This window comes from Microbulbifer sp. SE14, assembly GCF_059834885.1.
Genome location: NZ_JCBAJA010000008.1, coordinates 96,032 through 121,362, shown reverse-complemented (window position 1 = coordinate 121,362; position 25,331 = coordinate 96,032). Strand labels below are relative to the sequence as shown.

22 protein-coding genes are annotated in these 25,331 nt (G+C 62.6%); 9 read left to right on the top strand and 13 right to left on the bottom strand.

Translation table 11 applies throughout. The features are described from left to right. The first annotated feature begins 160 nt into the window (after positions 1-160). Together AC6R19_RS08105 and AC6R19_RS08100 are read left to right on the top strand one after the other, a co-directional pair. Positions 161-1,243: a glycosyltransferase family protein gene (locus tag AC6R19_RS08105; RefSeq protein ID WP_500579291.1), complete on the top strand. Its 1,083-nt coding sequence runs from the start codon at positions 161-163 to the stop codon at positions 1,241-1,243. Beyond that, positions 1,228-2,031, top strand: a complete 804-nt coding sequence (locus AC6R19_RS08100) for a sulfotransferase domain-containing protein (protein ID WP_500579290.1) — start codon at positions 1,228-1,230, stop codon at positions 2,029-2,031. The genes AC6R19_RS08105 and AC6R19_RS08100 overlap by 16 nt, the downstream gene beginning before the upstream one ends. A gap of 759 nt (positions 2,032-2,790) precedes the next feature. On the opposite strand, the gene aceA is transcribed toward AC6R19_RS08100, so the two are convergent. Together aceA and AC6R19_RS08090 are read right to left on the bottom strand one after the other, a co-directional pair. Continuing rightward, on the bottom strand, positions 2,791-4,125 hold the full coding sequence (aceA, locus tag AC6R19_RS08095; RefSeq protein WP_500579289.1) for an isocitrate lyase: 1,335 nt from the start codon (positions 4,123-4,125) through the stop codon (positions 2,791-2,793). A 446-nt stretch (positions 4,126-4,571) separates the two neighbouring features. Continuing rightward, the gene (locus AC6R19_RS08090) at positions 4,572-6,170 is read right to left on the bottom strand and encodes an isocitrate lyase (RefSeq protein ID WP_500579288.1); all 1,599 of its coding nucleotides are present in this window, start codon (positions 6,168-6,170) and stop codon (positions 4,572-4,574) included. A 113-nt stretch (positions 6,171-6,283) separates the two neighbouring features. On the opposite strand from AC6R19_RS08090, the gene AC6R19_RS08085 reads away from it, so the two are divergent. From AC6R19_RS08085 to AC6R19_RS08070, 4 genes are all read left to right on the top strand, one after another. Continuing rightward, positions 6,284-7,219 (top strand): LysR family transcriptional regulator, encoded by a 936-nt coding sequence (locus AC6R19_RS08085; RefSeq protein WP_500579287.1) that lies wholly within the window; start codon positions 6,284-6,286, stop codon positions 7,217-7,219. A 254-nt stretch (positions 7,220-7,473) separates the two neighbouring features. After that, positions 7,474-9,660, top strand: coding sequence for a malate synthase G (locus tag AC6R19_RS08080; RefSeq protein ID WP_500579286.1), 2,187 nt, complete (start codon positions 7,474-7,476; stop codon positions 9,658-9,660). 217 nt (positions 9,661-9,877) lie between these two features. Further along, positions 9,878-10,714: an arylamine N-acetyltransferase family protein gene (locus AC6R19_RS08075; protein ID WP_500579285.1), complete on the top strand. Its 837-nt coding sequence runs from the start codon at positions 9,878-9,880 to the stop codon at positions 10,712-10,714. After that, entirely contained in the window at positions 10,711-11,283 is a 573-nt protein-coding gene (locus AC6R19_RS08070; RefSeq protein WP_500579284.1) for a flavodoxin family protein, read from the top strand. The genes AC6R19_RS08075 and AC6R19_RS08070 overlap by 4 nt, the downstream gene beginning before the upstream one ends. 87 nt (positions 11,284-11,370) lie before the next feature. On the opposite strand, the gene AC6R19_RS08065 is transcribed toward AC6R19_RS08070, so the two are convergent. From AC6R19_RS08065 to AC6R19_RS08020, 10 genes are all read right to left on the bottom strand, one after another. Then, the gene (locus tag AC6R19_RS08065) at positions 11,371-12,804 is read right to left on the bottom strand and encodes a lytic polysaccharide monooxygenase auxiliary activity family 9 protein (RefSeq protein WP_500579283.1); all 1,434 of its coding nucleotides are present in this window, start codon (positions 12,802-12,804) and stop codon (positions 11,371-11,373) included. A 213-nt stretch (positions 12,805-13,017) separates the two neighbouring features. Beyond that, positions 13,018-13,854, bottom strand: coding sequence for a CheR family methyltransferase (locus AC6R19_RS08060; RefSeq protein WP_500579282.1), 837 nt, complete (start codon positions 13,852-13,854; stop codon positions 13,018-13,020). Continuing rightward, complete coding sequence (locus AC6R19_RS08055) at positions 13,855-14,136, bottom strand: transcriptional regulator (RefSeq protein ID WP_500579281.1); 282 nt, start codon at positions 14,134-14,136, stop codon at positions 13,855-13,857. Between the two features lie 71 nt (positions 14,137-14,207). Next, the gene (locus AC6R19_RS08050) at positions 14,208-14,690 is read right to left on the bottom strand and encodes a DUF7931 domain-containing protein (protein ID WP_500579280.1); all 483 of its coding nucleotides are present in this window, start codon (positions 14,688-14,690) and stop codon (positions 14,208-14,210) included. Then, positions 14,683-15,105 (bottom strand): GNAT family N-acetyltransferase, encoded by a 423-nt coding sequence (locus tag AC6R19_RS08045; RefSeq protein WP_500579279.1) that lies wholly within the window; start codon positions 15,103-15,105, stop codon positions 14,683-14,685. The genes AC6R19_RS08050 and AC6R19_RS08045 overlap by 8 nt, the downstream gene beginning before the upstream one ends. Before the next feature lie 2 nt (positions 15,106-15,107). Then, entirely contained in the window at positions 15,108-16,262 is a 1,155-nt protein-coding gene (locus AC6R19_RS08040; protein ID WP_500579278.1) for a JmjC domain-containing protein, read from the bottom strand. A 245-nt stretch (positions 16,263-16,507) separates the two neighbouring features. Beyond that, positions 16,508-17,881, bottom strand: coding sequence for an adenylosuccinate lyase (purB, locus tag AC6R19_RS08035; RefSeq protein WP_500579277.1), 1,374 nt, complete (start codon positions 17,879-17,881; stop codon positions 16,508-16,510). A 15-nt stretch (positions 17,882-17,896) separates the two neighbouring features. Beyond that, positions 17,897-18,532: a high frequency lysogenization protein HflD gene (gene hflD / locus AC6R19_RS08030; protein WP_500579276.1), complete on the bottom strand. Its 636-nt coding sequence runs from the start codon at positions 18,530-18,532 to the stop codon at positions 17,897-17,899. A 9-nt stretch (positions 18,533-18,541) separates the two neighbouring features. Then, positions 18,542-19,708, bottom strand: a complete 1,167-nt coding sequence (gene mnmA / locus AC6R19_RS08025; RefSeq protein ID WP_500579275.1) for a tRNA 2-thiouridine(34) synthase MnmA — start codon at positions 19,706-19,708, stop codon at positions 18,542-18,544. A 138-nt stretch (positions 19,709-19,846) separates the two neighbouring features. Continuing rightward, a complete protein-coding gene (locus tag AC6R19_RS08020; protein WP_500579274.1) occupies positions 19,847-20,443 on the bottom strand; it encodes a pseudouridine synthase in 597 nt (198 codons plus the stop codon). Positions 20,444-20,591: 148 nt separating this feature from the next. Here AC6R19_RS08020 and icd point away from each other — a divergent pair, with 148 nt between their 5' ends. Next, entirely contained in the window at positions 20,592-21,839 is a 1,248-nt protein-coding gene (icd, locus tag AC6R19_RS08015; RefSeq protein ID WP_500579273.1) for an NADP-dependent isocitrate dehydrogenase, read from the top strand. Between the two features lie 110 nt (positions 21,840-21,949). Here icd and cspD read toward each other — a convergent pair whose 3' ends face one another. Then, a complete protein-coding gene (cspD, locus tag AC6R19_RS08010; protein ID WP_500579272.1) occupies positions 21,950-22,255 on the bottom strand; it encodes a cold shock domain-containing protein CspD in 306 nt (101 codons plus the stop codon). Positions 22,256-22,533: 278 nt separating this feature from the next. Here cspD and clpS point away from each other — a divergent pair, with 278 nt between their 5' ends. Continuing rightward, positions 22,534-22,914 carry an ATP-dependent Clp protease adapter ClpS gene (clpS, locus tag AC6R19_RS08005; protein WP_500579271.1) on the top strand — a complete coding sequence of 127 codons (381 nt, stop codon included), beginning with the start codon at positions 22,534-22,536 and terminating at the stop codon, positions 22,912-22,914. Positions 22,915-23,037: 123 nt separating this feature from the next. Continuing rightward, positions 23,038-25,323 (top strand): ATP-dependent Clp protease ATP-binding subunit ClpA, encoded by a 2,286-nt coding sequence (gene clpA / locus AC6R19_RS08000; RefSeq protein ID WP_500579270.1) that lies wholly within the window; start codon positions 23,038-23,040, stop codon positions 25,321-25,323. Positions 25,324-25,331 lie beyond the last annotated feature (8 nt).

Genomic DNA, 25,331 nt, shown 5'->3' with positions numbered 1-25,331 from the left:
GTCCGAGCTGGTATTCATGCCCGATACTCTATTAATTGTCGGCCAGGCCGCCCAACCGACCGGCTTCGCTCGGGTGACTCGCGCCCTGGCCGATGGCCTCGCAGCGCACTTTCGAGTCCAGGTCCTCGCCATAGACAGCCCATGCCCCGGGGATGTATGCGTGGCAGGCCGACGCTACCGGCTGCACCACAACCCCCATGTTCACGACGTCTTCGCCGAACGCCGCCTGGCCGAGCTGGCGGACCTGATACGCCCGGATGCGATATTGGTATACCACGACCCCTGGTTTATTCCCCGCTTTGCTGCTGCTGCCCATCGCGCCAGGCACCGCTGCCCCCTGATCGGCTACACACCGGTGGACGGCGGTATATTGCGGCCGGATGTGATCGATGGCCTGGCGCAGCTGGATGCGCTGGTTACCTATACGGAATTCGCCCGCGGGATTCTTATAGGCTGTGCCCGCCGGCGCAAGCTTGAAGCCGCGCCGCCGTTTCGCCGGCTGGAAGTGATTCCCCACGGCGTTGCCGAAAGCGATTTTTTCCCCATCGGCGACGCGGCTGGCTGCTCCCGGCGGGAGGAAGCCAGACGCCGGTTGTTTCCGTATCGACCCGACCTGTGGCGTGGTTTCTGGGTGCTGAACGCCAACCGCAACCAGCCGCGCAAGCGGGTCGACCTCACCCTGGAGGGTTTTGCGAGGTTTGCCCGTGACAAGCCTGCGGACCTGCGTCTCTACCTGCATATGGAGCCCCGGGGAAGCGTTGATCTGCGCCGTGTTGCGGCCGATCTCGGAATTGGGGAGCGATTGATACTCTCCTCAGACGCGGCAGAGCACCCGGCGGTGGGATGCGACCGCCTGAACCTGATCTACAACGCCTGCGATCTAGGGGTAAACACCGCCCTGGGGGAAGGTTGGGGGCTGGTGAGCCTGGAGCACGCGGCCACCGCCGCCGCACAGGTAGTGCCCGACCACAGCGCCTGCGGGGAGATATGGAGCGGCGCGGCAGACTTATTGCCATGCCGCACAAAGGTGCACAGTAACGGACTGCTACAGGGCGGCCAGGTCAGCTCCTCTGACCTCGCCGCTACCCTGGAGCGTCTCTATCGGGACCGCCGTTGGCTGCAAGAGCGGCAGAAGCGCTGCTACCACCGGGCGCTCCGCAAAGACTACCGCTGGAGCCAGATCTGCGAACGTTGGGCCGGACTGATCCACCCCTTGGTATCTCGAGAATGCGCCGCTTCGTAAAACAGTACGGGGAGCGCCGCACCGGCACCAATCTGTTGCGGTTGATCCTTACAACACAGTTCACTGGGTTGGAGGTACTGATGCACAGCCTGGGGGACAAGCACCAAACAGCCCTGGGCCATGGGGAGCTGTGCGCAGCGGCGGCTGGCGGCGCAGGTTGGTTGGAGGAGGTGGGGCGCCGGCGGCCGGCCCAGGGGAGCACGGCACCCGATCCCCGCCGCCGGGCATACTCGGCGAGAATTGAGGGCGAGCTCAAACAGGCTTTGTTGCAAGAGCGTCTGCAATATCTGGTGTCCATCAAGGACCCCTATGCCTGGGCCTGCAGCCGTCTCAAGCAATGGGGTTGGGGGTTACCGCGACCATCTCGCGAGCCATCCTTCTTTGCAGAGCGCCTGGAGTTCGCGTTGGAGTCTTTCAACAGCAACTACAGCAATTGGCTGGCGCTGGTTCGGCGACACAAGGACAGGGCCCTGGTGATTCCCTTCGAGGCACTTCTGCAAAACCCTGAACAGGTACTGTGCCGGCTGGCAGAACACTTCGGACTCAAGCGGACCTCAGTCGAGCCCCCGGTGGTGGAGGGCATAGTGTTGCCCACCGCTTGGGACGGTTGCGTTACCCGGGCCCATTTCGAACCCTTTGATGCGAATTTCTATAACGAGCGGCGTTATTTGGTACAACTGGGCCCGGATCTCGTCCGTCTTGTGCGCCGCCGGATCGATTGGAAGCTGCTGGCCCCCATCGGCTACACGCCGGATGGCCCGTGGCAAAATCCGCTTAGCCGAACTTAGAACCTGTTTGAGATCTTTTAAAAAACCGGCCTGTGCCGGAGCCGGGTGGGGTACTGCTTTCGAGGCAGGAAGAAGCCACCGCCACCCTCCTGTATACTCCCCCGCCCACCCGTCGGCCCAATTCTCTCCATGACCAGCCGTTTCCTACAGCGCCTTCGCCGCGGGCACAGCCTTCCCCGGGACTACCTGGCCCTGGCCTGACAGCGACTGGCCGGCGCCGGCCCTGTGGCACAGTCACAGGCGCGAGTCGGCCCTGCTGGTGTGGTGCCGCCTGTTCGAGGCGGCGCCGAATTTGCCGAGGAATCGGCGGAGGGCGATTGCGGGCCTCTGCGGGGCCTCTGCGGGGCCTCTGCGGGGGCCTCTGCGGGGGACTCTGCGGGGGCCTCTGCGGGGGACTCTGCGGGGGACTCTGCGGGGGACTCTGCGGGGACTCTGGCGGGACTTCTGTGAACTGCCGGAGGAGCTGCCCGCGAAACATTTCCCCCCCTGGCTGCTGCTGCGTGAACCAAGGCTGGCGCATCGCTTCGAGGGGGCGGAATTCCCCACTCCGCGCGGCCAGGCGACGGCCACGGTGCGTCGGCTACTGACCTTGCGCGCCCTCGGAGAGCCGGAAACGGCGGCGCGTCAGTCACTACAGGCCGAGGCTCCAGAGCTGCTGAAAATCTACTTGCGGGGCGCCTGAGCAAGGGAGCCCCATAAAGGGCCGCAAAGCGGCCCGAACAATGAGTGAAAAAGGGATATTCAAGCCTCTATTGAGCCTTACTTGAACTGCTCTTCCTCGGTGGAGCCGGTCAGTGCGGTCACGGAGGACTGGCCGCCCTGGATGACGTTGGTCATGTCGTCGAAGTAGCCGGTGCCCACCTCCTGCTGGTGGGCGACGAAGGTGTAGCCCTTCTCGGCATCGGCGAACTCCTTCTCCTGCAGGCGCACGTAGGCGGACATGTCCTCGCGGGCGTAGTCGTAGGCCAGGTTGAACATGCCGTTCCACATGTTGTGGATACCCGCCAGGGTGATGAACTGGAACTTGTAGCCCATGGCCGACAGTTCGCGCTGGAACCTGGCGATGGTGGCGTCGTCCAGGTTCTTCTTCCAGTTGAAGGACGGCGAGCAGTTGTAGGACAGCAGCTGCTCCGGGTGCTCCCTGTGGATGGCCTCGGCGAACTTCTTCGCCTCCTCCAGGTTGGGAGTGGCGGTCTCGCACCACAGCAGGTCCGCGTAGGGCGCGTAGGCGAGACCGCGGGCGATGGCCTGGTCGATGCCGGCCCTGACCCGGTAGAAGCCCTCGGCGGTGCGCTCGCCGGTCACGAAGGGGGCGTCGTAGGGGTCGCAGTCGGAGGTCAGCAGGTCGGCGGCATTGGCGTCGGTGCGCGCCAGCACTATGGTGGGCACCCCTTCCACGTCGGTGGCCAGGCGCGCGGCGATCAGCTTCTGCACCGCTTCCTGGGTCGGTACCAGCACCTTGCCGCCCATGTGACCGCACTTTTTCACGGACGCCAGTTGGTCCTCGAAGTGCACGCCGGAGGCGCCGGCGCGGATCATGCTCTTCATCAGCTCGTAGGCGTTCAGCACGCCGCCGAAACCGGCCTCGGCGTCCGCCACGATCGGCGCGTAGTAGTCGATATAGCCGGCATCCCCCGGGTTCAAACCGCTCTTCCACTGGATCTGGTCGGCGCGCTCGAAGGCGTTGTTGATGCGGCGCACCACGGTGGGTACGGAATCCACCGGGTAGAGGGACTGGTCCGGGTACATGGTCTCGGAGGTGTTGGCGTCGGCCGCGACCTGCCAGCCGGACAGGTAGATGGCCTGTACGCCGGCCTTGACCTGCTGTACCGCCTGGCCGCCGGTCAGGGCGCCCATGGCGTTGACGAAGTCCTTGTCCGGACGGAAGGGCGGCCGGCCGCCCTCGTTGATCAGCTGCCACAGTTTCTCGGCGCCGCGTTGGGCGATGGTGTTCTCGCGCTTGATGGAGCCGCGCAGGCGCACCACGTCGGAGGCAGAGTAGTTGCGCTTCACGCCTTTCCAACGCGGGTTCTCGGCCCAGTCTTTCTCGATGGCTGTGATTTCGACCTTGCGGTCGTAGTTGCCAGTAGTCATACCCTGTTCCCTCGAGGCGGCCACAGAGTCCGCCGAATAGACACCCTCATTCCCTAAGGCTAGATGATTTGCGTGCGACATCTATTCCTGGCAGTAACTACTCGGGGCTCGGGACTCGGAAAAGAATGCCAGAGTCTGATGCGAAGGTGCTGATGCCGAGGGAAGTTTGCGGGACTGTCGGCGAGAGGGACCAAAGGCGCCGTGAATACCTGGAGCGGCCGGGCCACCTCGCGGCCAAGCCTACAGGGACGTATTCAGGGAGGCGCCCAGCCCGTGTCCCGCAAACTTCCCCCGGTAGCAGGGCCGCCCAGGACTCTCTTACTGGCAACAGGGGGCTGGTTCGACCGGGCAAAAAAAGGGGCCACAAAGTGGCCCCGGAAGTGAGTGAATGAAGTGCAGGAGTCGGCAACTCTCGATCTGCGTGAACTCCTGTTTGCCGGCTGTCCTTAGCCGAACTGGTTCATGGTGTTGTCTTTACCCGCGGCTTTCAACGCGGCCTCCCCGGAGAAGTACTCCTTGTGGTCGTCGCCCAAGTCGGAGCCGGCCATATTCTGGTGCTTCACGCAGGCGATTGTCTGGCGGATCTCCTTGCGCTGCACGCCTTCCACGTAACCCAGCATGCCCTTTTCGCCGAAGTACTCCTTGGCCAGGTTGTCGGTAGACAGGGCCGCGGTGTGGTAGGTCGGCAGGGTGATCAGGTGGTGGAAGATGCCGGCTTCGCGAGAGGCGTCAGCCTGGAAGGTGCGGATCTTCTCGTCTGCCGCCCTGGACAGTTCGGAGTCGTCGTACTCGGCGCTCATCAGGTTGTCGCGGTCGTACGCGGAGACATCCTTGCCTTCTTCCTTCCAGGCATCGAATACCTGCTGACGGAAGTTCAGGGTCCAGTTGAAGGAAGGGCTGTTGTTGTACACCAGCTTCGCGTTCGGAACCTGCTTGCGAATCTCGTCCATCATGGCGCCGATCTGGCCTACGTGGGGCTTCTCGGTTTCGATCCAGATCAGGTCTGCACCGTTCTGCAGGGAAGTCACGCTGTCGAGGACGCAGCGCGCCTCGCCGGTACCCTTGCGGAACTGGAACAGGTTGGAAGCCAGGCGCTTCGGACGCAGCAGCTTGCCGTCACGATTGATGATCACATCGCCGTTTGCCAGATCGCCCGGCGCTACCTCTTCACAGTCCAGGAAAGAGTTGTACTGATCACCCAGGTCGCCCGGCTCCTTGGTGACGGCGATCTGCTTGGTCAGGCCGGCACCCAGGGAATCGGTACGGGCGACGATTACACCGTTATCCACGCCCAGTTCGAGGAAGGCGTAGCGAACTGCGCGTATCTTGGCCAGGAAGTCCTCGTGGGGAACGGTCACTTTACCGTCCTGGTGGCCGCACTGCTTCTCGTCGGATACCTGGTTTTCGATCTGTATACAGCAGGCGCCGGCCTCGATCATTCTCTTTGCCAGCAGGTAGGTGGCTTCCGCATTGCCGAAACCCGCATCGATATCGGCGATGATCGGCACTATGTGCGTTACGTGGTTGTCGATTTTCTCGATGACTGCATTCTCCGCGGCCTTGTCGCCGGCTTCGCGGGCCGCATCCAGTTCGCGGAACAGGCCGCCCAGTTCGCGTGCATCAGCCTGGCGCAGGAAGGTGTACAGCTCTTCGATCAAACCGGAGACCGCGGTCTTCTCGTGCATGGACTGGTCCGGCAGGGGGCCGAATTCGCTGCGCAGGGCGGCCACCATCCAGCCGGACAGGTACAGGTAGCGGCGGTCGGTGTTGTTTTCAAAATGCTTCTTGATGGAAATCATTTTCTGCTGGCCAATAAAGCCGTGCCAGCATCCCAGGGACTGGGTGTACTTGGTGCAGTCCCGGTCGTAGGCCGCCATATCCCTGCGCATGATATCGGCGGTGTACCTGGCGATATCCAGGCCGGTCTTGAACTTGTTCTGCAGGCGCATACGGGCCACAGACTCCGGGTTGATGGCGTTCCAGGAGCTCCCGTTGGCATCACAGAGCTTGGCTGCCGCTTCGATTTCTTGAGAATAGGTGGGCATGGCTGTCTTTCCTCGAATGATGGCTGCGATTTGTTGTTGCATAGGCTAGAGGGTTTGGCATAATTTGCCTAATTTATTGATCTTATTTTCGCTATCAGTCAGACGAATATGCCATGAATCTCGAGAGAGCCGACCTGAACCTGCTGGTCTACCTGGATGTGCTGTTGCGGGAGCGCAACGTGACCCGTGCCGCCAACTACCTGGGCCTGTCCCAGCCGGCGATGAGTAACGGCCTCAAGCGGCTGCGGGAGCTGTTCGACGACCCCCTGCTGGTGCGCACCCGCGAGGGCATGATGCCCACAGAGCGGGCCCTGGAGCTGCAGCCGATGGTGCGCGAGGCGCTGGCCTCCATCGACCGGGTGATACAGCCGAACCGGGACTTCGAGCCGGCCGAGGCGCGGCGCACCTTCCGCATCATGGCCAGCGACTACGCCGAATCCACACTGATTCCACCGCTGCTGACCCAGTTGCGGGAGCAGGCGCCAGGTATCAGCCTGGACATCATGACCCCCAGCGACGTGAGCTTCGTGGACGTGGAGCAGGGCAAGGTGGACATGGTCATCAACCGTTTCGACAGCATGCCCCAGAGTTTCCACCAGGCGACGGTGTGGCGGGATTCCTTCTCCTGTGTGATGCGCACCGATAACCCCATCCTCGGGGACTACAATCTGCACAGCTACCTGCAGGCCCAGCATATCTGGGTCAGCAAGACCGGCATGGGGGTCGGCGTCGGGGTCAACCCGGAGGATGTGCAGCGGCTCGGCTGGGTGGACGAGGCCATAGGCCGCCAGGGGGAAAAGCGCGAGATTGCCGTCTTCACCCGCCACTACCAGGTGGCCATGCTGCTGGCGGAGCAGAGCGACCTGATCGTCACCGTGCCGACACGGCTGGCGCAGCTGGCCAGGGACAACCCCCGCGTGGTGCGCCGCGACCCGCCGCTGGAGATACCGCCGCTGGAGCTGAAGATGGCCTGGAGCCCGCTGCTGCAGCAGAGCGCGCCGCACCGCTGGTTGCGGCGTTTGATTCTTGATATCGGCCGGGCGCTTTAATCGGGACCAGGAATTGGGAATTTGTGGCTCGAAAAGAATGAATAAGTCGATGCGAAGGCCTGCAGCTAACTCAGAGCCCTGTGCCACCGGACACAAGGGCGAACACAAGGCTCACTCCTACAGTTCGCACAGCGCAAAAATCCATAATGTGAATAGCGGAAATTCTGCCTATAAATTAGCGATATGGTCAGCCGGCTGTATAGAATGCCGCAACTCTAACCATTGAGTTCCCACAACCAGCGAGAGGCCCGGATATGACGGAACGAGTCCAAATCGGCGAACTGCAAATCGCATCAGCGCTGCACAAACTGGTCAACGAGGAAGTGATTCCCGGCACCGGGGTCAGCGCCGATGCCTTCTGGGCCGAGTTCGAAAAAATCGTCCGCGACCTGGCGCCGGTGAACCGCTCGCTGCTGGAAAAGCGCGACCAGATCCAGGAAAAAATCGACCGCTGGTACAGCGACAATCCCGGCGCCTACCGCGATCTGGAGAAATACAAGGTTTTCCTGCGCGAGATCGGCTACCTGGTGGAGGAGCCCGCGGACTTCACCGCGACCACGGAAAATGTCGATGCGGAAATCGCCACCATGGCCGGCCCGCAACTGGTGGTTCCGGTGATGAACGCCCGCTACGCGCTGAACGCCGCCAATGCGCGCTGGGGCAGCCTCTATGACGCCCTCTACGGCACCGACGTGATCAGCGAAGAGGGTGGCGCCGAGAAAGGCGACCAGTACAACCCGGCGCGCGGCGCCAAGGTGATCCAGTACGCGCGGGATTTCCTCGACCAGTCGGCACCGCTGACCTGCGGCAGTCACAAGGACGCGGTCGAGTACCGCATCAACGGCTCGCTATTGGAGGTTGAGCTGGGCAACGGCGATATCGCCACCCTGAAAAAATCCAAGCAGTTTGCCGGCTACCGCGGCGATATCGAAAAGCCCAGCGCAATTCTGCTGCGGCAACACGGCCTGCGTTTCGAGATCCAGATAGACCGCGAGAGCCCGATCGGCAAGACGGACACTGCCGGTATCAAGGACATCCTGCTGGAATCCGCGCTGACCACCATCATGGACTGTGAGGATTCCGTCGCCGCGGTGGACGCCGAGGACAAGGTGATCGTCTACCGCAACTGGCTGGGCCTGATGAAAGGCGACCTGAAGGAATCCATCAGCAAGGGCGACAAGACCTTCGAGCGCAGGTTGAACGCCGACCGCCAATACACAACCCCGAACGGCAACCCGCTGACGCTGCCCGGCCGCAGCCTGCTGTTTGTCCGCAACGTCGGCCACCTGATGACCAACGATGCGGTGCTGGACAAGGACGGCAACGAGGTGCCCGAGGGCATCCTTGACGGCATGATCACCAGCCTGATCGCGCTGCACGATATCCGCGGCAATGGAACCATTAAAAATTCCCGCAGCGGCAGCATCTATATCGTCAAGCCGAAGATGCACGGCCCCGAGGAAGTGGCCTTCGCCAACACGCTGTTCGACCGCATCGAGGACGCCCTGGGCCTCGAGCGCAACACCCTGAAGATGGGCATCATGGACGAGGAGCGGCGCACCACGGTCAACCTGAAGGCCTGTATCGCCGCGGCCAAAGAGCGCGTCGTCTTTATCAATACCGGCTTCCTCGATCGCACCGGCGACGAGATCCACACCTCGATGCTCGCCGGCCCGATGATCCGCAAGGGCGATATGAAACAGTCCAAGTGGATCTCCGCCTACGAGGACTGGAACGTGGATGTGGGCCTGGCCACGGGACTGAAGGGCAGGGCACAGATCGGCAAGGGCATGTGGCCGATTCCGGACCAGATGGCGGCGATGATGCACGCCAAGCTGGCCCACCCGATGGCCGGCGCCAACACCGCCTGGGTGCCGTCGCCGACGGCGGCGACCCTGCATGCGCTGCACTACCACAAGGTGGACGTGGCCAAGCGCCAGCAGGAACTGGCCGGCCGCCCGCACGCCAAGCTGGACGATATCCTTACGGTGCCGGTGGCGGAGGACCCCAACTGGAGCGCCGAGGAAATCCAGCGCGAGCTGGACAACAATGCCCAGGGCATTCTCGGTTACGTGGTGCGCTGGGTGGAGCAGGGCATCGGCTGCTCCAAGGTGCCGGATATCAACGACGTCGGCCTGATGGAAGACAGGGCCACCCTGCGCATCTCCTCCCAGCATATCGCCAACTGGCTGAAGCAGGGTGTGGTCACCAGGCAGCAGGTGCTGGAAACCATGCAGCGTATGGCCGCGGTGGTGGACCGCCAGAATGCCGGCGATCCCGATTACCGCGACATGTCGCCAAACTATGACGACAGCATCGCCTTCCAGGCCGCCTGCGAGCTTGTATTCGAGGGCTGTGCCCAGCCGAACGGCTATACCGAGCCGGTGCTTCACCGCCGGCGCAGGCAGTTCAAGGAAAAAAGCAAGGCGAAAAACGCCTAAGCAAAGAAGGCCCCGCGGGGCCTTTTTTGTAGGAGCGCGGCCGTTGGCCGCGATCTGACTCCCCACGTACCTCTGACATCGATCGCGGCCATGGGCCGCTCCTGCCGCTCCAGGTATTCACGGCGCCTTCGGCCCTACAAAAAATTTTCTTGACCTTAACCATGCTTGAGGTCCTAAGCTGCGCGCATCATTCATCGGCATAGAGGAACAGGCCCGTATGAACGCAGCAACAACAGACCTGGACGCCTACTTCGAGCGCATCGGCTACACCGGCAGACCTTCGCCGGACCTGGACACGGTGAGAGAACTCATCACCCTTCACACCCAATCCATTCCGTTTGAAAACCTGAATCTCTTTCTCGGCCGGCCGGTGGATATCGAGCTGGCATCGGTGGAGCGCAAACTGGTGCGCGAGGGACGGGGCGGCTACTGCTACGAGCAGAACAACCTGTTCCGCGCGGTACTGGAAGGCATCGGCATAGCGGTTAGCGGGCTGGCGGCGCGGGTGCTGTGGCAGGTGCCGGAGAACCATCAGCCGGCCCAGTCCCATATGATGCTGCGGGCGGAAATAGCGGGAGTTCCCTACCTGGTGGACGTCGGCTTCGGTGCGCAGACGCCCACGGCGCCGCTGCGGCTGGATATCGAAACCGGACAGACCACCCGCCACGGAACTTATCGTCTGCGCAAAGTCGACGGGGAATACCTGCTGCAAACCGGCATCGATGGAGAGTGGCTGCCGATGTACAGCTTCGACCTGCAGAAGCAGACAGCCGGTGACTACAAGGTCTTCAACTGGTACTGCTCCACGCATCCGGAGTCGCGTTTTGTGCGGGAACTGGTAGCGGCTCGCGCCTTTGCCGGCGGCCGCCACACGCTGCGCGGTCGCGAGCTGAGCTACTACCCGCTCAAGGGACCCAAGATGGTTTTCAGGCTGGCGAATCTGCAGGAGCTGCGCGACACCCTCGCCGATATTTTCAGGATAGAGGTCCCCGGGGAACCCGAAGTGGACAGCGCGCTCGCCGCACTATTCGCCCCGCGGGAGGAGCGGGCATGAGCAAATTTGCTGTCGTCTACCACTCCGCCACCGGCACCACCGAAACCCTGGCAAATGCGGTAGCGGCCGGCATTCACTCGGTTGACGGCGCCGAGGCCGCAGTAGTGAAAATAGAAGGAGAGGACATAAATCGCGGCCGTTACACAAACAGGGAAATGATGCGGCAACTGGATGCCTGCGATGGCATCATCTTCGGCTCGCCGACGTTTATGGGCTCGGTTTCCGCGCAGTTCAAGGCTTTTATGGACGCTACCAGCGAGCGTTACAGTGAGCGTACCTGGGCCGATAAGCTGGCCGCCGGCTTTACCATCGGCTCCAGCTCCAGTGGCGACCAACTGAATACGATGCAGACGCTGCAGGTATTCGCCAGCCAGCACGGCATGCTTTGGCTCAGTATCGATTTGCCGGCGGGTTTCCGCCCGGGGCTGAATGACCAGGGCGCGCAGTCGGGGCTGATTGCGCAAGCCGAAAATGGCGCGGTGCGAAAGCCGGACCTGCGGACCGCCGAGTATCTCGGCGCGCGGTTGGCACGGCTGGCACTGCGTTTTTCCTGCACACTGCCAATGTAGGAGCGGCCGGTGGCCGCGATCTGGCTTCCAGCATACCTCTGGCATCGATTGCGGCCACCGGCCGCTCCTACAAGTAGGGTTGCCTACCTAGAGTCGAATCCAGGCGTCCTCCCAGTTGGCGCCGGTGCCGGGCGCGTAGTGGTAGGGGCTGTCGACGTTGCACCAGTCCCCGTTGGGCCAGGGGCGGCACTGGTAGCGGTTGCCGTCGCTGCCGAGCACCAGGGTTTCCCCTGGCACATAACTGCCGATGCCGTCCGGGTAGACGTAGTCGTAGTCGCCGCCCCCTCTCGGGTTGTGGGCGATATCCACCGCGGCGCTGTCGGACAGCTCGCCATCGCTGACGGTCAGCTGCACCGTCACCGTCTGGCTCTGCGCTGGCTCACTAAGGTTGAGCGTTACCGAAATCCCGCTGCTGGCACCCAGGCTGGCGCCGCTGCCTGCGGTGATTGACCAGCTGTAACTGAGCGGATCGCCATCGGCATCACTGGAGCCGGCGGCGGACAGGCTGACGCTGCCGGCGCCGGTCACGGAAACCGGGTCGGCGCTGATGGCCGCCACGGGCGCGGTATTGCCGCCGGGTATCTGGATATCTATCTCGTGACTGAGGTTCAGGTCAGCCTGGGTGTAGACCCGGTTGCCGCTGGCGGACTGCAACGGATCAATTTCCCCGCTGTCCGGGTCCAGCAGGCCGACACGTGCATACTGGGACAGCCCGTTGACCGCCTGCGCGAAGGCGTAGGCCCAGTCCGCCGCGGAAGTCGCCCCCGCAGTGACGGTGTACGGCACAATCTCCACGTCGTTGCCGCTGCTGTTGAACAGGCGCAGGGCCACGGTGCTGCCCTCGGCGAGATCGCCCTGGGCAGTGAAGGGGCCCTCGTCGGCCCAGGGGCTGCTGCTGCCATCGCCCAGTACCACATCGGTACAGGTGTAAAAGGCTTCGCCGCTGTCGGAGCGCTGCCAGGTGGTGTAGATCACGTGCTTGCCGGTCACCGGCGGCAGTGGGCAGTTGAGGATATAGCGGTTGTTGGCGCTGAGGGGCACATTGCCGAGGCGGCAGAACTCGAACAGGTCGCTCCAGTTGAGGGGCGCGTCCGGCGTGTAGCCCTGCCGGGTGACGTAGAAGACCCAATCCTGGGTGGCGTGGGGCGCCGTGGCCCAGAACTCGAAATCGAAAGTGCCGTCGCCCTTGGGAGCTATGGGTGTGGCCTGCCAGTCAGGGCGGGCCAGGTCCAGGCCGGCAAATTTGGCGTTGCCGCCGGCGCACAGCTGGCCGTCCGGCACCACGGCGCGGTGATCGCCGTGGGCGGCGGCCTGGTTGATGCCGTTCCAGTCGTAGAAAGCCTGGGGGCCGGCGACCTCCTTGGCCGCGGCACAGGCCGGGTCGGTCGGGTTCTCCGGGTTGTTGAGGAAGCAGTTGTAGACGCGGCTCTCCGGCACCACCATGGTGCCGTGGGCATTGACCTGGTTTGCGGAGGCGAGGGTCGCCAGAGCCAGGGCGAGTGAAAGTCTGCTGCGCAACATGGGTTTCTCCATTTTTTATCATTGATTTATGCGAGTAGGACGGCGTTATCAGAGTTGGATGCAAGCCAAATGACAACGCTGTCGTCATGGATGCTAAAGGCTGGAGTGCAAATGCAAAGGAAATTCGCCGCCAATTGCGGATGAAGCTGGGGGGACTTACAGAATCTGCGCCGCGGCACGCAAAACTGGCGGGCATTGCGTCAGAACCCTGGCTCAGGGCGATTTGATCCCCGGGTTGATAAGGCGGTAGATCCGTAGCTTTTCAGACCAGGCACGAAAGTCCCTGGTCCCTTCTGGCAGGCGCTCGTGGATGCCAAGTACCAGCGCAGCTCCCGGATGCATTGTGGCCTGTATGCGTTCGAGGGTGCTGTGCTGCGATCCCTCATCAAAATAAGTAAATGCCAGGTTGCGGCAAAGCACCAGGTCGAATGGCCCGACGGGAGCGCTTTCGCGCAGATCCTCCGCCCTGAACGCCACAGGGTGCCGAAATTCCGGCTTCAGCCAGTAGTGCCCGGCGCAGGAGGTGAAGGCTGCATCCAGCCACTCCGGGGGCAGGTCCTTGAGGCTACTGTGGGGGTAGCAGGCCTCCCGGCCGCGGCGGCACTGGTTGGCGTCGGCTTCGGTGGCGACGATGTTCAGGTGCAGATCGGGAAAAGATGCCTGCAGTCGCAACTGCCAGAGGATGGCCAGAGTGTAGGGCTCCTCCCCGGCGCCGGCCCCCGCGCTCCAGATCCGGAAGCGGTCGGCTCCCCGCGTGCGGGCCAGTTGTGCCAGCGCCGGCAACACCTCCTCGGCCAGGTGCTCGAACACCCCTTTGTCGCGGTAAAAGCGGGAGATGGTTATCCGGGCCATGGCGTCCAGGACCTGCCACTCCGACCGGTGCCGTGACAGGTAGCGGCGATAGGCCGCGACATCTTCGAGCCCGAGTTGTCTGATGCGCCTTTGCAGGCGCTTGCAGACCTGGCCGCGCACCTTGCGGAAACCCGGCCAGCGCAGACGCAGTTGGGGCAGGGCCCATTGCAGAAATGCTACGCACGGCTCGTCGCGCATCTAGTGCTTTTCCGTGATCCCGATCAGCGGCGGCTCGATCCAGGTTGCCCGACACTTGGGACATTTGCCCGGCTTGGTCATGTGGCCGTGACTGAAGCTGAAGCCGCACTGTTTGCACTTGGCCGGAGTGATCTCAAGCTCATAGGGGCTGTGGCGCAGGGATTTTTGCAAGTGCTGAAGGTCATTCACCATGTCTTTGATGGGCTCTTCCATCAAGGCCGACAATTCGTGCACCGACTGGGGATGGTCTAGCAGAATGTCGATGAGGTCTTTCCTGTACATAGGGCCGCTCCCAGCCTGTTTGCACAAGCGGTGGAAATAAGCCTAGCAGAAGGCGGAAGCTGGCCGGGGCGTCAGAGCGATAGGCGCCTCAGGTTGGCATCGGTGGCGGCCAGCGGCCAACCGCGTTCGAAGGCATCCAGCAGCTTGCGCGCGCGCACCGGGTTTTCTGGTTGGTAGCTGCCCTGCCACTGATCCCGGTCGTCGCACTGCAGCACCCGGCGGCCATCGGCAACCGCAAACTCCCAGTCCGGGGTATCCACAATGACCTCGATTTTACGGATCTCTATCCGTGAGCTCAGCCTCTGGGCCAGGGCGTGGGTGTGGTGGAAGCGGCGCACTATCGGGTCGCCATCGCGAATCAGGATGCGCACCCGGGCGAAGCGGCTGCTGCGGGCGAATTCCGACAGGGCCTCCGCCACTTCGCAGTCGTGATAGAGGGGGCGGGCCAGCTCTTCGGAGAAAATGCACAGCTCCCGCCGCGCATTGGCCAGCAGGTCGATCAATGCAGTGCGAAAGCCGGTAATATCGTCGAGCGACTGCCGCTGATCAACCAAAGCGACGCACCATTCTGATATGGGGAATATCCGCTTCGACAAACTCCTCCCCCTCGGGAGCAAAACCTGCCTTGCGGTAGAAACCCTCGGCGTGGGTCTGGGCATGCAGGTAGACGCTGTCGAAGCCGCGCTCGCGCGCGTAGTCGCAGATAAATTCCAGCAGGCGGAACCCCAGGCCGCCGCCGCGGGCGGATTTCGCGATCGCCATGCGGCCTATCTTGCCGCCGCTGGTAATGCGGCCGGTACCCAGCGGCTCGTCGCTGTTCATTACCAGGAAATGCTGGGCCGTTTCCTCCTGGTCGTCCCATTCGATGGCAGGATCCACCTTCTGCTCGCGGACAAACACCGCCTCGCGCACCCGGCGAATCAACTCGCGATCGCGGTTCCAATCCGCCGCGCGAATGAGCGTTTCCATTCTCAGAAATCCTCCGGAGGGTAGATAAGGCTACCCTGGGCCACCAGCTGCTCTACCAGGCCGCCGGGCTGCACCAGTTCGGGGAAATCCTCGATATCCGCCTGGGAGATCGAATGGCTCTCGCAGAAACGCTCGGCGAAGGGCAGGGGAGCGGGAAAGGACTCCCCGTCCACGAACAGTGTCTGCGGATCGCGGCAGAAGGCGCAGCGAGAGGCCGGGTTGAGCACCAGCTCGGCGCCCTCCGCCAGCTGCTCGCGCCAGTCATCCGCCTCGCCCGCGTCCAGGGCCACCGTATCCGGGTACTTGGCCTCGGTCATCACCGCGCCGAACCACTGGGCGATATTCTGCGGCTGCTGCAGCCAACCGCTCAACTGCTCCCACAGCCGGGCCACCGAAGCCGGATCGACTTCGGCGGGACTGGTGGGCGGCGCAATGCCCGGATCCGAATAGCGCAGGTGTTGCGGCAGCCCCTGGGCTAGCTCCGCGGCCAGATCCTCGAGAATCGTCGCCGCAGAGGGGGCGCGGAAGCCGATGGAAATGGTGGTGCAGGCGCCCTCGGCGATACCCCAGTGGCTGTACTGCGGAGGCAGGTAGAGCATATCGCCGGGTTCCAGCAGCCAGCTGTTCTCCGCCTCGAAATCCCGCAGGATATTCAGCGGCGTGCCCTCGATCCGCGGGCTATTCTCGTCGACCTTCGGCCCCTGGTGCCACAGTCGCTTGCCCTCAGCCTGCAACAGAAATACATCGTAGTAATCGAAGTGGGGGCCGACGCTGCCCTTGTCCGCCGCATAGCTGATCATCACGTCGTCCAGGCGCCAGTCCGGGATAAAACGGAAGTACTTTTTCAGCGCCGCCACTTCCGACAGCCACTGGTCCACCGCCTGCACCAACAGGGTCCAATGGCTGCTGGGGAGGGACAGGAAATCCTCCTCGGTAAAGGGGCCATTGCGCAGCTGCCAGGGACCCTCGTCGCCGTGTTCCAGCACCAGGCGCGATTCCACCGCCTCTTCCAGCGCCATGCCGGCCAGCTCCTCGCCGGAAATCGGCGAGACGAAGCCGGGGAAGGCGTTGCGGATCAGCAGGGGTTTTTGTTGCCAGCAGTCGCGGAGGAAGTCGGCTACCGGCATGTCGCCCAGATGAGTAAGTGGATTTGTCATAGGGATTATCTATGTGGCCGGCTGTATCCGAGCCTGCACAATAAGAACGATAGAGTCGACGCGAAGGTCCTGGTGCCGGTGGCCATTTTCAAGGCTGTTGGCGAGAGGGGCCGAAGGCGCCGTGAATACCTGGAGCGGCCGGGCCACCTCGCCGACAAGGCCTACAGGGATGTATTCACGGCGTGTCTTGAAAATGGCCACCGGTAGCAGGGCCGCCTGCCGGATCATAAATAGTGCGAGAAAGCCTAAATTTTCTTGGCCTGCTCCACGGCGTTGCCGATATAGGAAGCCGGCGTCAGTTCGTGCAGGGATTTCTTCGCCTCCGCCGGAATCTCCAGATTCTCGATAAAGGTGTTCAGGGTTTCCCGGGTAATGCCCTGGCCGCGGGTCAGCGCCTTCAGCTTCTCGTAGGGCTCTTCGATGTTGTAGCGGCGCATCACTGTCTGGATCGGCTCCGCCAGTACCTCCCAGGCGTTGTCCAGGTCTTCAGCCAGGCGCGCCTCGTTGATTTCCAGCTTGCCCAGGCCCTTCAGGGTCGCCGCATAGGCGATGGTCGAATAGCCGGCGCCGACGCCCATGTTGCGCAGCACCGTGGAGTCGGTCAGGTCGCGCTGCCAGCGGGAAACCGGCAGCTTCGCCGCCAGGTGCTGGAAGACCGCGTTGGCCAGGCCCAGGTTGCCTTCCGAATTCTCGAAGTCGATCGGGTTCACCTTGTGCGGCATGGTGGAAGAGCCCACCTCGCCGGCAACCACCTTCTGCTTGAAGTAGCCGAGGGAAATATAGCCCCAGATATCGCGATCGAAATCGATCAGGATGGTATTGAAGCGCGCGACGGCGTCGAACAGCTCGGCGATATAGTCGTGGGGCTCGATCTGGGTGGTGTAGGGGTTCCAGGTCAGGCCCAGGGAAGTGACGAACTCCTCAGCGTTCTTCTCCCAATCCACGTCCGGATAAGCGGAGAGGTGCGCGTTGTAGTTGCCGACGGCGCCGTTGATCTTGCCCAGCAGCTCCACCTCGTGAATCTGCTTGATCTGCCGGCGCAGGCGCGCCACCACGTTGGCCAGCTCCTTGCCCACGGTGGTGGGGCTGGCGGTCTGGCCGTGGGTGCGCGACAGCATCGGTACCTCGGCAAACTTCTTCGCCAGCCCGGCGATTTCACTGATGATCTGGTTCATCGCCGGCAGCAGCACCTGGTCGCGCCCGGCGCGCAGCATCAGTGCGTGGGACAGGTTGTTGATGTCCTCGGAAGTACAGGCGAAGTGCACGAACTCGCTGACCTTGGCCAGTTCCTCGTTGCCGTCGATCTTCTCCTTCAGGAAATACTCCACCGCCTTGACATCGTGATTGGTGGTGCGCTCGATTTCCTTGATGCGCTCGGCATCCTGCAGGGAAAACTCCGCGACGATGCTGTCGAGCAGTTGAGTGGCGGCGTCGCCGAACAGCTGCACTTCCCCGATCTGCGGATGGCGGGAGAGCTGTTGCAGCCAGCGCACTTCCACTTCCACCCGCGCGCGGATCAGGCCGTACTCGCTGAAGATATCCCGCAGCGGTGCGGTTTTGCTCTCGTAGCGTCCATCGATGGGGGAGACCGCGGTAAGGGCGGATAGCTCGACTGTCATGATTTCTCTCCGGATTTAAGGATACGTAGATTCGATTTGCCCGATCAGTTCGTCGGTCGCGGCCAAAAGTTTCTTGCGCTGGAACAGCAGGTGCAGCCGGCGGCCGCCCAACTGGCGCCATAGGGTGGCCGCGCGCACGCCGGCAAACAGCATGGTGCGGATCTGGTTGGCGATGCGCTGCTGCTGCAGGTAATTGAAATCCCCCAGCACCTGGATGCGGAAGCGGAAGGTACTCAGGGTGTCGCTGTAGATACTGGCCAGATTGGAAAACACATTCTCGTGGGTCAGGCTGAAGTGCTCCGCCTGGGTTTTGGCCTTTTCTAGGCGACTGCCGATGATCGCCAGCAGGTCGTTCTTCTTGCTCAGCTGCCGCTGCAGGTACAGGATCGACAGGGCGTAGCGCAGGCAATCGGTGTACTCCGGATGCTGGCGCGACTGCAGCAACTGGCGGGCGACTTTCAGGCCGGGCAGCAACTTGTCCGCACCGTCGAATACCGCCTCGGCATTGTCCGGGTTCAACTGGAACAGGCTGTAGACGCCCGTCTCCAGTTGTTCCTGGGGCGCATTGCCGGTCTTCGCCAGGCGCTCCACCAGGGTCGCGGACTGGAATATGGCCGCCAGCGCCAGTGCCTGATCCCGCCAGTTGCTCAAGTTAGCTCCTTAGCCGTTCGCATTTTTTTGGAATTGGTCAGGCAGGGCGGTGCCCACACCGGTGGCCCTTTCGATCACGGCACCGCCGAGACAGATCTCGCCATCGTAGAGCACCAGCGACTGGCCGGGGGTGATCGCGCGCTGCGGCTCGTCGAAGGCCACCACCAGGTCGCCGTTTTCCCGAACCGTTACGATGCAGTCCTGGTCCGGTTGGCGGTAGCGGGTCTTGGCGCGGCAACGGAACTCTTTCCCTGGTGCCGCTCCGTTGATCCAGTGAGTCTGGGTCGCCTCCAGGCCGGTGGCGTAGAGCAGCGGGTGGTGGGCGCCCTGGGCCACGATCAGCACATTGCGCTCCAGGTCCTTGCCCACTACATACCAGGGCTCATCGCCGGCGCCCTTGATGCCGCCGATGCCCAGGCCCTGGCGCTGACCGATGGTGTGGTACATCAGGCCCGCGTGGCGACCCATGACTTCGCCCTCCGGTGTCTCCATATCCCCCGGCTGCGCCGGCAGGTACTGCTCCAGGAAATCCTTGAAGCGGCGCTCACCGATAAAGCAGATGCCGGTGCTGTCCTTCTTGTCGTGGGTAATGAAGCCGTTCTCCCCGGCGATGCGGCGCACCTCCGGCTTCTCCAGCTCGCCCAGCGGAAACAGGGACTTGGCGAAGGCCGCCTCGTCCACGGCGTGTAGGAAGTAGCTCTGGTCCTTGTTGGCGTCCAGGCCCTTCAGCAGGTAGGTGTGGCCGTCGATGTCCCGGCGTCGGGCGTAGTGGCCGGTGGCGATGGCGTCCGCACCCAGTACCGCGGCGTACTCGAGGAACACCTTGAACTTGATTTCGCGGTTGCAGAGGATATCCGGGTTCGGCGTGCGCCCGGCCTTGTATTCGGCGAGGAAATACTCAAATACGTGATCCCAGTACTCGGCGGCGAAATTGGCGGTGTGCAGCTTGATGCCCAGCCGCTGGCACACTGCCCGGGCGTCCGCCAGGTCCGCCTTGGCGGTGCAGTACTCGGTGCCGTCGTCCTCGTCCCAGTTCTTCATGAACAGGCCCTCCACCCGATAGCCCTGCTGCATCAGCAGCAGGGCGGCCACGGAGGAGTCCACGCCGCCGGACATTCCGACAATGACGCGCTGGGGCGGGGCGCTCTGGTACAGCTTGGTGGTGGATTCAGGCATAGACAGGGGGAATCAGCTACTACATGGGTATAAAGGGGGGCGAATTTTACCCGCGATTGGGGCCTGTGACCAAGACCGCTTTGCTCTCCCATAGCGTAGTGCTGATACAGAGAACCCTGGCATTGACACAAGGTGGGCTCAGCGGCGGCGCCGAGCGCGGGGCCGGGATGCCGCCGGTTTGGTCGCCGGGGTCGCGAATACCTGCTCTATTCGCTGTTCCCCGGGCTGCAGGCTGCCCAGCTTCCAGTTGCCGATGGCGGTGCGGATCAGGCGCAGGGTCGGGAAACCGACTGCTGCCGTCATGCGGCGCACCTGGCGGTTGCGCCCCTCGCGAATGGTCAGCTCCAGCCAGGAGGTGGGGATGGACTTGCGCTCCCGCACCGGCGGGACCCGCGGCCAGACGCCCGGATCGACCAGACGCCTGGCCTTGGCCGGCGCCGTAGGGCCATCCTTCAGTTGTACGCCGCGGCGCAATCTGGCGAGCGCCTCGTCATCGATCTCCCCCTCCACCTGCACCCAGTAGGTCTTCGGCAGCTTCTGCCGTGGATGGCTGATCTGGTGCTGCAGGGCGCCGTCGTCGGTGAGCAGCAGCAGCCCCTCGGAGTCGAAATCCAGCCGTCCCGCGGCATAGAAGCCTTTTTTGCGAATGAAGTCGGCGAGGGTGAGGCGCCCGCTGTCGTCGGTAAACTGGCACAACACGCCGTAGGGCTTATTGAAAAGGATGATCTGCGACATGGTTAAAATGGACTATTGTAATCCAACTACAAAAATGGGCCGATGCTGATATAATCCCGCCGTTTTTTCATCCCGCCCCGAGGTCCAAGCGGGCAGGGCAAGCAACACCCGACCTAAATAGTCACAGAGTTTTGGGAGTTTAAGCAATATGGGTCATATCCAAGTGCCGGCAGACGGCGAAAAAGTTACAGTCAATTCCGACGGTTCGCTGAATGTACCGAATCGCCCCATCGTTCCCTTTATCGAGGGTGACGGCATCGGTGTGGATATCACCCCGGTAATGCGCAAAGTGATCGACGCCGCGGTGGAGAAAGCCTACAGCGACAAATCCATCGCCTGGATGGAGATCTTCTGCGGTGAGAAGGCTGCGGAAACCTACGCCGGCGACTGGTTCCCGGCCGAGACCCTGGAAGCGATCAAAGAGTACGTCGTGAGCATCAAGGGCCCGTTGACCACCCCGGTTGGCGGCGGCTTCCGCTCCCTGAACGTGGCCCTGCGCCAGGAGCTGGACCTCTACGTGTGCCAGCGCCCGGTGCGCTGGTTCAGCGGTGTTCCCTCCCCGGTGAAGGAACCGAACAAGGTCGACATGGTGATCTTCCGCGAGAACTCCGAGGACATCTACGCCGGTATCGAGTGGAAGGCCGACACCGACGAAGCCAAGAAGGTGATCAAGTTCCTGCAGGAAGAGATGGGCGTCAAGAAGATCCGCTTCCCGGAACACTGCGGCATCGGCGTCAAGCCGGTTTCCGCCGAGGGCACCAAGCGCCTGGTGCGCAAGGCCCTGCAGTACGCCATCGACCAGGACCGCGACTCCGTGACCCTGGTACACAAGGGCAACATCATGAAATTCACCGAGGGTGCCTTCGCCGACTGGGGCTATGAACTGGCCCGCGAAGAGTTCGGCGCGCAGCCGCTGGACGGCGGCCCCTGGCACAGCTTCAAGAGCCCGAAAACCGGCAAGGAAATCGTGGTCAAGGACGTGATCGCCGACGCCATGCTGCAGCAGATCCTGCTGCGCCCGGCGGAGTACGACGTGATCGCCACCCTGAACCTGAACGGTGACTACCTGTCCGACGCCCTGGCTGCCCAGGTCGGCGGTATCGGCATCGCCCCGGGTGCCAACCTGTCCGACGAAGTTGCCCTGTTCGAGGCTACCCACGGCACTGCGCCCAAGTACGCCGGCCAGGACAAAGTGAACCCGGGCTCCCTGATCCTGTCCGCGGAGATGATGCTGCGCCATCTCGGCTGGAACGAGGCCGCGGACCTGGTGATCAAGGGCATGGAAGGTGCGATCGAGGCCAAGACCGTGACCTACGACTTCGAGCGCCTGATGGACGGCGCGGAGCTGAAATCCTGCTCCGAGTTTGGCGACGAGGTTATCAAGCACATGGCTTGATGGCCCTGTGGGAGCGGACCTTGTGTTCGCTCTGAACCCGGGTTCGCCAAGCACAAAAAGCCCCGCGTCTTCCGGCGCGGGGCTTTTTATTGAGATAGCCGTTGGACTGCCTAGTCGAGGGCTTCCGCCTCTTTCTCGCGCTGCGCCTGACTCATTTCTTTGCCCGAGTCAGCTTCGCCGGAGCTCTTCTCGTTCCGCGTCGCCTCGGCGGCGGTCACGGTTGAAATATTGGCCGCATGGTAGCCTTTGTCACCCTTGATGATGTCAAAAGTGACCTGCTGACCCGCTTTCAGGGTTCGGTAGCCCTCCATCTGAATCGCGGAGTAGTGCGCGAACAGGTCTTCTCCCCCTTCATCCGCAAGAATAAACCCATATCCCTTGGCGTTATTGAACCACTTGACGGTACCGGTAGGCATGGCGAATCCCTCTAATTGCCGGGGCGACTGCTGGCCGCCTTACAGAGTCTTTATAGTTATCTGCGCTTGCTTGCACATCGACCGCGATTGCACATCCTATGTCGCAGTTGCCCCCTTGACAGGGCAGACACTACCTCTTGTAGCTAACTGATTTGAGAATGTCAAGGGCTCCTTGGCGTCCGCTGTGCCCAGGAGTAAATGAGGTTACAATGGCAGGCTCCTGAATATGCTCGCCTGTTACACCATTTATTCTTCGCAGGATCTTATTGATAAACGCTATGGGTATTTCACTGGCCATTAAACTACACTCGAACGACAGCGACGGCGAAATCCACTACCCCGGGGACCTGGACGGAGACCTGGCGCTGGAAGAGGCGCCACCGCAGCTCAAGCGCCCGCCCATGTACAAGGTGGTGATGTTGAATGATGACTACACCCCCATGGACTTTGTCGTCGAGGCACTGGAGCTGTTTTTCGGGGCCAACCGGGAGCGCGCCACGCAGCTGATGCTGCAGGTTCACACGCAGGGAAAAGCCATCTGCGGTGTCTATACTCGAGATATAGCGGAGACAAAGGCCGCGCAGGTCAATCAGTTCGCGAGGGACCACCAGCACCCCTTGCTGTGTGAGATAGAGGCGGATGAGAGCGAAGAGGATTGACGCTGTACTGAAACGAGGGTCCCGTCGCCTGAAGGGAGTCAGGCACACTCAAGACGCCGGCCTCCGGCGCGCGCTGTCCAGTGAATTGGCGGGTGACATTGGCGATTAGGGTTTGAGGTTTAGATGCTCAGCAAGGATTTAGAGGTAACGCTCAATCTGGCGTTCAAGGGTGCGCGCGCGAAACGGCACGAGTTTATGACCGTGGAGCACCTGCTGCTGGCGCTTCTGGACAATGAGTCGGCCGCCGATGTGCTGCACGCCTGCGGCGCCGACCTCAGCGCCCTGCGTCGCGAGCTGCTCGAATTCGTCGACTCCACCACCCCCCTGATCCCGGAAGCGGACACCGATCGCGAGACCCAGCCGACGCTCGGCTTCCAGCGCGTGCTGCAGCGCGCCGTATTCCATGTACAGTCCTCCGGCAAGAAGGAGGTGACCGGCGCCAACGTACTGGTGGCCATCTTCTGTGAGCAGGAGAGCCAGGCGGTTTACTACCTGAAGCAGCAGAGCGTGGCCCGCATCGATGTGGTCAACTACATCACCCACGGTATCTCGCGGGTCGGTTCCAGCGGCAACAACCACCACCATCACCACAACCCCGATCCGGCACCGGAGCAGGCCGATGAGGATATAGGGACCGGCGCAGAGCCGGGAGGCTCGGATCCCTTGGAGAGCTACGCCACCAACCTGAACCAGGAGGCCATTCTCGGCCGCATAGATCCGCTGGTGGGGCGCGGTCCCGAAGTGGAACGGGTCACCCAGGTGCTGGCGCGCCGTCGCAAGAACAACCCGCTGCTGGTGGGTGAATCCGGCGTGGGCAAGACCGCCATCGCCGAGGGCCTGGCGCGGCGTATCGTCGACGAGGAGGTGCCGGAGCCTCTGCGCCACAGCACCATCTACTCCCTGGACCTGGGTTCGCTGCTGGCGGGCACCAAGTACCGCGGCGACTTCGAGAAGCGCTTCAAGGCGCTGCTGGCCGAACTGAAGAAGCGCGAGCACGCAGTGCTCTTTATCGACGAGATTCACACCATCATCGGCGCCGGTGCCGCGTCCGGTGGCGTCATGGATGCCTCCAACCTGCTCAAGCCGCTGTTGTCCAGCGGCCAGCTGCGCTGTATCGGCTCCACCACCTTTACCGAGTACCGCGGCATCTTTGAGAAAGACCGGGCCCTGTCTCGCCGCTTCCAGAAGATCGATGTCAACGAACCTTCTGTAGAGGAGACGGTGCAGATACTACAGGGGCTGAAGAGCTGTTTCGAGGACCACCACAAGGTGCGCTTCACCGACGGCGCCCTGGAGGCGGCGGCGCAACTGTCCAGCCGCCATATCACCGAGCGTTTCCTGCCGGACAAGGCCATCGACGTGATCGACGAGGCCGGTGCCTACCAATCGCTGCTGCCTGAAGCGGAGCGCAAAGAGGTGATCGGCGTGATCGAGATCGAAACGGTGGTCGCCAAGATGGCCCGGATTCCCGCCAAGAGTGTCTCCGCCTCCGACAAGGAGCAGCTCGCCAAGCTGGACGAGAACCTGAAGATGGTGGTGTTCGGCCAGGACAATGCCATCGAGGCCCTGAGTACCGCGATCAAGCTGAGTCGTGCGGGCCTGGGTGCCGAGGAGAAACCTATCGGCTCCTTCCTGTTCGCCGGCCCCACCGGCGTGGGCAAGACCGAACTCTGTCGCCAGTTGGCCAAGGTGATGGGCATAGAGCTGATCCGCTTCGACATGTCCGAATATATGGAGCGCCACACCGTCTCCCGCCTGATCGGTGCGCCCCCCGGCTATGTGGGCTTCGACCAGGGCGGCCTGCTCACCGATTCGGTGACCAAGCACCCGCACAGCGTGGTGCTGCTGGACGAGATAGAAAAGGCGCACCCGGAAGTCTTCAACCTGCTGCTGCAGGTGATGGACCACGGTACACTGACCGACAACAACGGTCGCAAGGCGGATTTCCGCAACGTCATCCTGATCATGACCACCAATGCCGGCGCCGAGCTGATGAGCCGCCGCTCCATCGGCTTCTCCACCCAGGATCACTCCAGTGACGGCATGGAGGAGATCAAGAAGATGTTCACTCCCGAATTCCGCAACCGCCTGGACAGCATCATCCAGTTCGGCTCACTGGATCTGGACGTGGTAAAGACTGTGGTGGACAAGTTTATCGTCGAGCTGCAGGCGCAGCTGGACGAGTCCCACGTGACCCTGGCGGTGGACGAAGAGGCACGCGAGTGGCTGGCGGTGCACGGCTACGACGAGAAGATGGGTGCCCGCCCCATGGCCCGCCTGATCCGCGACAAGCTGCGCAAGCCGCTGGCGGAGGCCGTGTTGTTCGGCGAGCTGGCGGAGGAGGGGGGCCGGGTCGAGGTCACCATCGAGAACGACGAGCTGGCGATCAAGACCGCCGTACCGGCGTAGGGTGCGCG